The sequence below is a fragment of the Butyrivibrio sp. FCS014 genome (assembly GCF_000526935.1).
Classification (GTDB): domain Bacteria; phylum Bacillota; class Clostridia; order Lachnospirales; family Lachnospiraceae; genus Butyrivibrio.
Genome location: NZ_JAHA01000003.1, coordinates 573,926 through 580,788, shown reverse-complemented (window position 1 = coordinate 580,788; position 6,863 = coordinate 573,926). Strand labels below are relative to the sequence as shown.

Here is a 6,863-nt window from a genome sequence, read left to right as displayed (position 1 = left end):
ATTCTTGATCTGGACGCTGTTGTGGCTGAGAAGGAAGTAAAAGAGAAGGCTTCTAACGCAGGCTGATTGGAGGATTGAATATGGGAGAAATGAGTCTGGATAATTTATCCAGCCAGTACTTTGATGTGCTCAAGGAGCTGGGCAATATCGGAGCCGGTAATGCCACTACAGCCTTGGGCGCAGATTGATTGGAACAAAGGTTGATATGTTTTGTCTCCTCAGGTACGACTTCTTGACTTCAAGGATGTCGGGGGATATGATGGGCGGAGCAGAGAAAGATAATGGGCAGGCATTTTATCTTGCAGTGGAGGGAGAATATAGAACGGAAGTATCATGTTCCTTCTTGGGGCAAGCAGGCTGCAAGACATCTCGTGGATAAGCTTATGGGAACAGGCGCCAAACCTGAAGACCAGGAATTTGATGAGGTTTGAAATGTCAGCCTTAAAGGAAGTAGGTAATATCATCAACCGGATCCTATCTGAATTCACTTTTCGATGATGACAAACCTTAAAGCTTGTTCCTTCGGTTCCTTATGTGGCCATTGATATGGCAGCTGCCATCCTTAGCGTACCGGCTATCCAGTTTCGGAATGATGGGCGACAAGATACTCCTGATTTGAGGACTCAGTTCTTTGATGAACTTAAGCTTAGCGGATATTTTCATTCTTTTGCCTGATATGGATTGGTTTACAAAAAGATTCTGTCATCTCTCGGAATGGGAGACATTGATGTTTAATGAGGGAAATATATGAGCCAAATTATTAAAGGTTTGGTATGGCCGATTCTGAATATTTGTGTCAGCCCTGACGGAATCACTACACTGGGACTTGGTTCCTGTGTGGGAATTGCTGTGAGAGACCCTGTTACCAAGATAGGCGGCCTGGCACATATCATGCTACCTGATTCAACCGAGATAAAAATAATTCTAATATCCCCAAGTTTGCCGATACGGGCATAGAAGAAGCTCATAAAGCAGATAGTTGCAAAAGGAGCCAGCCAGATCAAGGCTTGTGGCCAAGATCGCAGGCGGAGCTCAGATGTTTGCTTTTCAGTCAAGCAATAACGCTATGCGTGTCGGCGACAGAAATGTTCAGGCCACGCTTAAAAAGCCTCAAGGGAGATGAACATTCCGGTTTTGGCACAGGATACCGGAGATTCTTACGGAAGGACAGTTATTTTTTATCCCGAGAACGGTAATATTTTGTTAATCAGAGCTGTAGGAAAGCCTGAGAAGACCATATGAATACCGATATTGAACAGATTAAAAAAGTTAATACAAAACTGATCACACCGCTGATAGTGCTTGGGATGTACAGCGGATCATAGCTCTTTTCACTTACTTTAAGCACTATCCGGTACGTGATTGGTTTATTATTGTTTTTGCATCCGTTGTGGTGTTCCTTATCATCGGACTTATCATTGAGAAGATGATAAACAGGTTCCTCGATGTGAATTACGAGAAAGCCATGGCCCGAAAAAGCTGAGGCTGAAAGACTTGAGAAGAGCAAGGGCCGCAATGGAAGCCGAGGGGGTGGTGAAGATGTAACCTCTGTGGATGGACCCAGAATATTACATCTGACTTCTAGAAAAAATATTGACCGGGGAAAAGATGCATGGACGAGGCAGGCAGAAATAAATTATGGACTGAATATAATAAGACCAAGTCAGCTGATATCAGGGAGAAGCTGATACTTGAGTATGGCTCCTCTGGTAAAAACTGGTTGCCGGAAGGCTTAGTATGTACCTTGGATTTAACGTGGAATACGATGATCTTGTAGGCTATGGTATCTTTGGACTTATTGATGCCATAGATAAATTCGATCTTATGAAAGACGTTAAATTTGAACATATGCGAGTCTTAGGATCCGCGGAGCTATTCTGGATCAGATAAGGAAAATGGACTGGATTTCCCCGTACCATCCAGACAACGGTCAGAAGAAAATCGATTGCGGCTATCAGAGAGATAGAAAGAGATGGCGGCCCACGTTGCCACCGATGCCGAGATCGCTGCAAAAATGGAGATCAGCGAAGATGAGTATCAGAAACTGGCAGAACCAGATGAAAGTCACCGGCGTTGTTTCTTTGAACGAGTTTTATGGATCAGGGTTCAGACATTAACCGATGATTCCAATAATCACAGTTCTTTCATTCGTAAAGGCCCGAGGAGGCGGTTGAGAAGGAAGAGCTTAAGAAGATGCTGGCTGAGTCTCTTGAACTTCTGACTGACAAGGAGAAGAAAAGTCATACTGCTTTATTATTATGAAGAAACTGACACTTAAGGAGATAAGCGAAGTTTCTTGAGGTTTCTGAGTCCAGAATTTCTCAGCTTCACACCAGGGCTCTTCAGAAGATGAGGGAGAAACTCGGCAAATATCTAGGGATTACCTCACAAATTCAAGATAATATGGTTTGCCGGGGTAAAAAGAATGAATGGTTATTTTCAACTGGTGATCACGCCAAAAGGCACCGGCATCAAAGTGGTTTGCAACCGACAGATGGCGGGACCGCTAAACGTCACGATGTCAGAGAGACTATCTTGACCGATCGGAAAAATTCAATACGACGTAGTTGTAAATCAATGACGCTGTGACAAAAAGCAGACGAAAGTGTCGTTCTCTTTAATGACGCTCAGATCTTTCCTGAACGTGAGGCCTTGTAAGTTCGACATTCTCAGGACCGCATGACTGTCACAGCATTTTTTTACCCGCCATCAAAAACGGAGCGGAGCTGATGACTGAGAGAATGAGGTCCTTAGCAGTCCTCGCTTTACAGAAAAGTTAATTATGGCATCAACAAAGATGTTATACATAACTTTTTTGAACACAGGCAGTACTGTAAAACGCTTGTTGTCGCTCAGGGAAAACCTGTTGTCCAGGGCCGGGATGCGAAAGTTGAGCTTCATTTCAATGCAAATCTCAGGGCAAAGCCTACCCCTTAAAGAGGACGGAAGTGGTTGACTATTTCCATTTGAATCTTATTAACAATGTGGAAGCCGACAGCTTCTGGCTACTCTGCATCCCGAAAAAGCCGGGAGAACCCGGTATAAATGTTCCACGGCGAGAACATCAAGGCCCCATGCCGTGAAATCCGCTTTTATAAAATACGGCAAAAACACGGTCCTTTTCCGAAGATAAGCTTACACTTACAGCAGGCAAAGGTCAGGGCCACGTTACCATAAAAGAAGGCAAGATCACCGTATCAGATGTTCTTGTACTTGAGAATGTCGATGTTTCCACAGGTAATATCGAATACGAAGGCAGCGTTGAAGTAAAGGTGTCATAAGCTTCTAATTTCAGCGTAAAGGCCGGAGGAAATATTGTTGTAAAAGGAATCGTAGAAGGGGCTACACTTGATGCGGGGCAGATTGTTATACTTGAAATGCGGGAGGCCAAGGCAGGCGGCATATATAAAAGCCGGCGGAAAATGTTGTCACCAAGTTTCATTGAGAAACGCCACCATGAATGGCCAAAGGCCAGTATCACCAGCGAATGTATACTTCATTCGACGGTGCCTCGGGAAACAGAAGATAACGTTACCGGAAGAAGAGGCTTCATAGCAGGCGGTAAAGGTTACTGGCAGCAGATAAGATAAGGGCAAAGGTGCTGGGGGTCTGAGATGGGGAGCGCAATTACTATTATCGAAGTCGGGTGGCAGAATCCGCAAGCTTAAGATCCGGTTAAAAGAGCTGCAGAAGAACATCCAGACAGCCAGCAAAAATATAAATAGTATAAAGCCCACCATCGATGGTTTTACCAAGATGCTTAAGGCGGGCGCCAAGTTCACTTCCTGACCAGGTTTGCCAATGCCAAGAAGCTTAATAGAGATGAACAAAACCCTTACGCAGCAGATTGAGGCAGGATTCCGCAGAATATTCGGAGCCTCATGGGCAAAGCTGGCAGAAGTCCAAAGGAAGCTGAAGTTATTGTTGAGGGGACAGCATATCCCGGGACGACTGTCAACATAGGGAGCTTTCCATGATAGTAAAAAAGCCTGTTCAATACAGTAAGTTTGTTATAAACTCGGGAGATGTAACCGGACTGCACCTATATGATAAAGGCTCGCAGGCCGATATATAAAGGGAGAGAGGAGGTTGTATGAGCGATGTCCATAACCAGAATTGATTTTGGCGTAATGGCTACGTCAACGGATGTAACCAGCATTAAAGCTGGCAGAGGAAGGCCAGAACCCCTTGCGGATCAGCACAACTTCCAGACTCAGTTCAACAATGAGGTTGAGAATCAACAGCATCAGGTCAACACCAAGAATGATATCTCACAGGACGGGATGAACGCTGATGCGGAAGACAAGGGCTCTAATGAGTACATGGGAGACGGAGGGCAAAATCGTCGTAGAAACCAGGGGGACGACGACGAGGTTGTTGAGCGTCAGCTGACCACAGAGCAGATGGAAAAAATAGCAGATAACATGAGGGACAGGAATGGGAAACCTGTGGACCTTCATCTGTCATCGGGTTTGATTTGAAGATTTAACGGTTCTATATTATAATAAAGAAACGTGTTTTTTTAAAACGCGACTCTTTTGTTGGGATTTTTTGGGCGGAGTTATGATAAGTATCACAGAGATTGTTCTCATCGTCGCAGGATTCGCTGCGATAATATTGGGTTACCTTCTTCCTGCCGGTAAAGAAATGGATGAAGAAGAAAAGATGCTCATGGAAAAAGAAATTCGTGAGCTTGTTAGACGTGAGGTCGAGGATCAGAAGGAAACCATCGAAAATATGGTCGACGATACCGTTGACAATACTCTGGACAGGACAGAGAGAGCAATGGAGCGCATCTCCAATGAGAAGATGTCAGCCATCGGCGAGTACTCTGATACCGTTATCAATGATATCCACAAAAATCATGATTGAAGTCATGTTCATGTATGACATGCTCAATGACAAGCACAAAAAATCTTACGTCCTGTTGTCTCCGAAGTCTCAAGAAAGACTGATGAAGCCCAAGCAGGCTGTTCTTGATGCCCAGGCTACAGCCAAGGAGGCAAAAGAGGCATCTAATCTTCGGGCAGTGTATATTGATGAAGCTGAGGATAAACTCAGTGGAATCCATATTCCATATAAAGAAAAGAACGATCAGGCTGACGCCGATGCACCGGCTCCTGTTAATTCACAGCCCCAGCCTGAGGGCAGCATAGAGAGCGGTTTACGTCGATGAGAAGAACCTTAAGGAACTTGAAGTTCTTGAGGAGATTCCGGCTGAGATCCTGAATGCGGAGGATTTAAACGGACTCCATATTATTGGAGGAAAGGGCGACACAGAGCAGCAATCCGATTCAAAAGGTGATTCCCATTAAGGAAGCAGTCAGAGTTCAGGGCAAGGCCAAAAATCCTGACACATCCATGGAGGAACTTACAGCCAATGATCCCGCTTCCCAGAACAGACAGATCCTTGAGATGCACAAGCAGGGCAAATCAAATATGGTCATTGCCAGAGAACTTGGCCTTGGAATAGGTGAAGTGAAACTGGTTATCGATCTTTCAAACAAACACAGAAAAGTAAGATAAAGGAAAAGATATTTAATGAAACTAAAGTATTATCTTCGCGGTATGGGAATCGGCATAATTCTCACCGCTATCGTCATGGGCTTTGCCCTTGGTGGCAGGAAGACCACCATTAGTGATGCCGAGGTTATCAGAAGAGCCAAGGAGCTCGGAATGATAGAGGCCGGAACCGGCACACTTTCTCAGAACAGCAAAGAGGCAGGGAATAGTAATGAAAAAAACAGATACATCTTCATCCGATACGCCATTGGGTCAAGCAGGAGAAAAAATACCTGAGGAAGTCGACCAAACAGTCACTTCGCCAGATCAACCTTCTTCTGGCGTGGCTGGAGAAGCGCAAGAAGGAGAAGGTACGGATGCAGAAGAGGGAGAATCTCAGAGTGAAAGCTCAGGCGATGATGCTCAGGGTGCAGCAGAAGGACAGGTAAAGACTACCGATGTAGCTTCTGCCAAGGATACGGGTTCCGGGACATCAACCGGGAAGTCAGCCTCCGCATCAAGTGAGACATCAACCGGGAAGTCAACCGGTTTCTTCAACTGAGACATCAACCGGGAAGTCAACCGGTTCTTCAACTGAAACATCGACCGGGAAGTCATCCGGTGGTAATTCTACAGAGACGGTAACCGGTACTTCCAGCGGTACTTCGGCAGAAACTGCGACAGGCACTTCCACAGATACTGCATCCTCCGGAAAAAACTCTTCGACGAAAGGAAGCGATACAAGTACAGGTAAGACTTCTGCGTCAGGCAATACATCCGGAAGCTCTTCATCAGAAAGCACTTCATCCGGTAATTCCGGTACTTCAACAGGAACAAGTACCTCATCGGAATCCGGGACAGGAACGGGAACCGGTACAAACGTATCGACAGGAACAGAGACATCTCAAGGTTCAAGCTCATCATCAGGTTCGCAGTCATCTACTCAGACAGCATCCGGAAAGAGTGTTACAATCCCCGGCGGACTTGGCTCTGAAGCGGTGGCAGCCATCCTTGAAAGAGAAGGACTTATCGACAACGCAAGCTCTTTTAACAGATATCTTGTTGAACAGCATATAGACAGAATAATTCGTTCGGGAGTAAAGACAATTCCCGAGGGCGCAAGCTACGAACAGGTTGCAAATATAATCACGAAATAAGACATTACCGTAAAAATGTGGATAATGTCTTATTTTTTTGTTGATTTATCAAAATCCGTATGATAATATATAAAAGCTGTGGGCTTATAGGGCTGTTTATGCCCATTTAAGGCTATGGCAGTAACAAATACACACGTACATCCGATTCTTTTTCCGGTGTCGGCATTGTCGATCAGAAGAGGAGCCTGCCTGACAGGAGACGCA

12 protein-coding genes and 2 pseudogenes are annotated in these 6,863 nt (G+C 45.2%); all 14 read left to right on the top strand.

Features of this window, described 5'->3' with window-relative positions; translation table 11 throughout:
• The first annotated feature begins 80 nt into the window (after positions 1–80).
• Complete coding sequence (locus tag T456_RS22280; RefSeq protein WP_155838006.1) at positions 81–188, top strand: chemotaxis protein CheC; 108 nt, start codon at positions 81–83, stop codon at positions 186–188.
• Positions 189–281: 93 nt separating this feature from the next.
• On the top strand, positions 282–431 hold the full coding sequence (locus T456_RS22275) for a hypothetical protein (protein WP_155838005.1): 150 nt from the start codon (positions 282–284) through the stop codon (positions 429–431).
• A 316-nt stretch (positions 432–747) separates the two neighbouring features.
• Positions 748–1,242 (top strand): annotated as a pseudogene (locus T456_RS24275) (chemotaxis protein CheD).
• A gap of 495 nt (positions 1,243–1,737) precedes the next feature.
• The gene (locus T456_RS22975) at positions 1,738–1,890 is read left to right on the top strand and encodes a hypothetical protein (protein WP_242835842.1); all 153 of its coding nucleotides are present in this window, start codon (positions 1,738–1,740) and stop codon (positions 1,888–1,890) included.
• Positions 1,891–2,316: 426 nt separating this feature from the next.
• A complete protein-coding gene (locus tag T456_RS24010; protein ID WP_334291119.1) occupies positions 2,317–2,589 on the top strand; it encodes a hypothetical protein in 273 nt (90 codons plus the stop codon).
• Positions 2,590–2,784: 195 nt separating this feature from the next.
• Positions 2,785–2,937: pseudogene (locus tag T456_RS24270) on the top strand (flagellar assembly protein A); the annotation flags it as partial.
• A gap of 485 nt (positions 2,938–3,422) precedes the next feature.
• Positions 3,423–3,590, top strand: coding sequence for a hypothetical protein (locus tag T456_RS22270; protein WP_155838004.1), 168 nt, complete (start codon positions 3,423–3,425; stop codon positions 3,588–3,590).
• A 510-nt stretch (positions 3,591–4,100) separates the two neighbouring features.
• Complete coding sequence (locus T456_RS0102795) at positions 4,101–4,481, top strand: hypothetical protein (RefSeq protein ID WP_024864837.1); 381 nt, start codon at positions 4,101–4,103, stop codon at positions 4,479–4,481.
• A gap of 82 nt (positions 4,482–4,563) precedes the next feature.
• The gene (locus T456_RS0102790) at positions 4,564–4,872 is read left to right on the top strand and encodes a hypothetical protein (protein ID WP_024864836.1); all 309 of its coding nucleotides are present in this window, start codon (positions 4,564–4,566) and stop codon (positions 4,870–4,872) included.
• Complete coding sequence (locus T456_RS0102785) at positions 4,847–5,176, top strand: hypothetical protein (RefSeq protein WP_035800976.1); 330 nt, start codon at positions 4,847–4,849, stop codon at positions 5,174–5,176. Before T456_RS0102790 ends, T456_RS0102785 begins: the two co-directional genes overlap by 26 nt.
• 83 nt (positions 5,177–5,259) lie before the next feature.
• Positions 5,260–5,526, top strand: coding sequence for a DUF6115 domain-containing protein (locus T456_RS0102780; protein ID WP_024864834.1), 267 nt, complete (start codon positions 5,260–5,262; stop codon positions 5,524–5,526).
• A 15-nt stretch (positions 5,527–5,541) separates the two neighbouring features.
• Positions 5,542–5,799, top strand: coding sequence for a hypothetical protein (locus tag T456_RS0102775; RefSeq protein ID WP_024864833.1), 258 nt, complete (start codon positions 5,542–5,544; stop codon positions 5,797–5,799).
• Between the two features lie 46 nt (positions 5,800–5,845).
• Positions 5,846–6,064, top strand: a complete 219-nt coding sequence (locus tag T456_RS0102770) for a hypothetical protein (RefSeq protein WP_024864832.1) — start codon at positions 5,846–5,848, stop codon at positions 6,062–6,064.
• Entirely contained in the window at positions 6,024–6,659 is a 636-nt protein-coding gene (locus T456_RS20955) for a hypothetical protein (RefSeq protein WP_024864831.1), read from the top strand. Before T456_RS0102770 ends, T456_RS20955 begins: the two co-directional genes overlap by 41 nt.
• The last annotated feature ends 204 nt before the right edge of the window (positions 6,660–6,863 follow it).

Bases quoted from the DNA above. Each gene is read 5' to 3' on its own strand.
- T456_RS22280 (WP_155838006.1), top strand. From the start codon at position 81: ATGGGAGAAATGAGTCTGGATAATTTATCCAGCCAGTACTTTGATGTG.
- T456_RS22275 (WP_155838005.1), top strand. From the start codon at position 282: ATGGGCAGGCATTTTATCTTGCAGTGGAGGGAGAATATAGAACGGAAG.
- T456_RS22975 (WP_242835842.1), top strand. From the start codon at position 1,738: ATGTACCTTGGATTTAACGTGGAATACGATGATCTTGTAGGCTATGGT.
- T456_RS22270 (WP_155838004.1), top strand. From the start codon at position 3,423: ATGTTGTCACCAAGTTTCATTGAGAAACGCCACCATGAATGGCCAAAG.
- T456_RS0102795 (WP_024864837.1), top strand. From the start codon at position 4,101: ATGTCCATAACCAGAATTGATTTTGGCGTAATGGCTACGTCAACGGAT.
- T456_RS0102790 (WP_024864836.1), top strand. From the start codon at position 4,564: ATGATAAGTATCACAGAGATTGTTCTCATCGTCGCAGGATTCGCTGCG.
- T456_RS0102785 (WP_035800976.1), top strand. From the start codon at position 4,847: ATGATATCCACAAAAATCATGATTGAAGTCATGTTCATGTATGACATG.
- T456_RS0102775 (WP_024864833.1), top strand. From the start codon at position 5,542: ATGAAACTAAAGTATTATCTTCGCGGTATGGGAATCGGCATAATTCTC.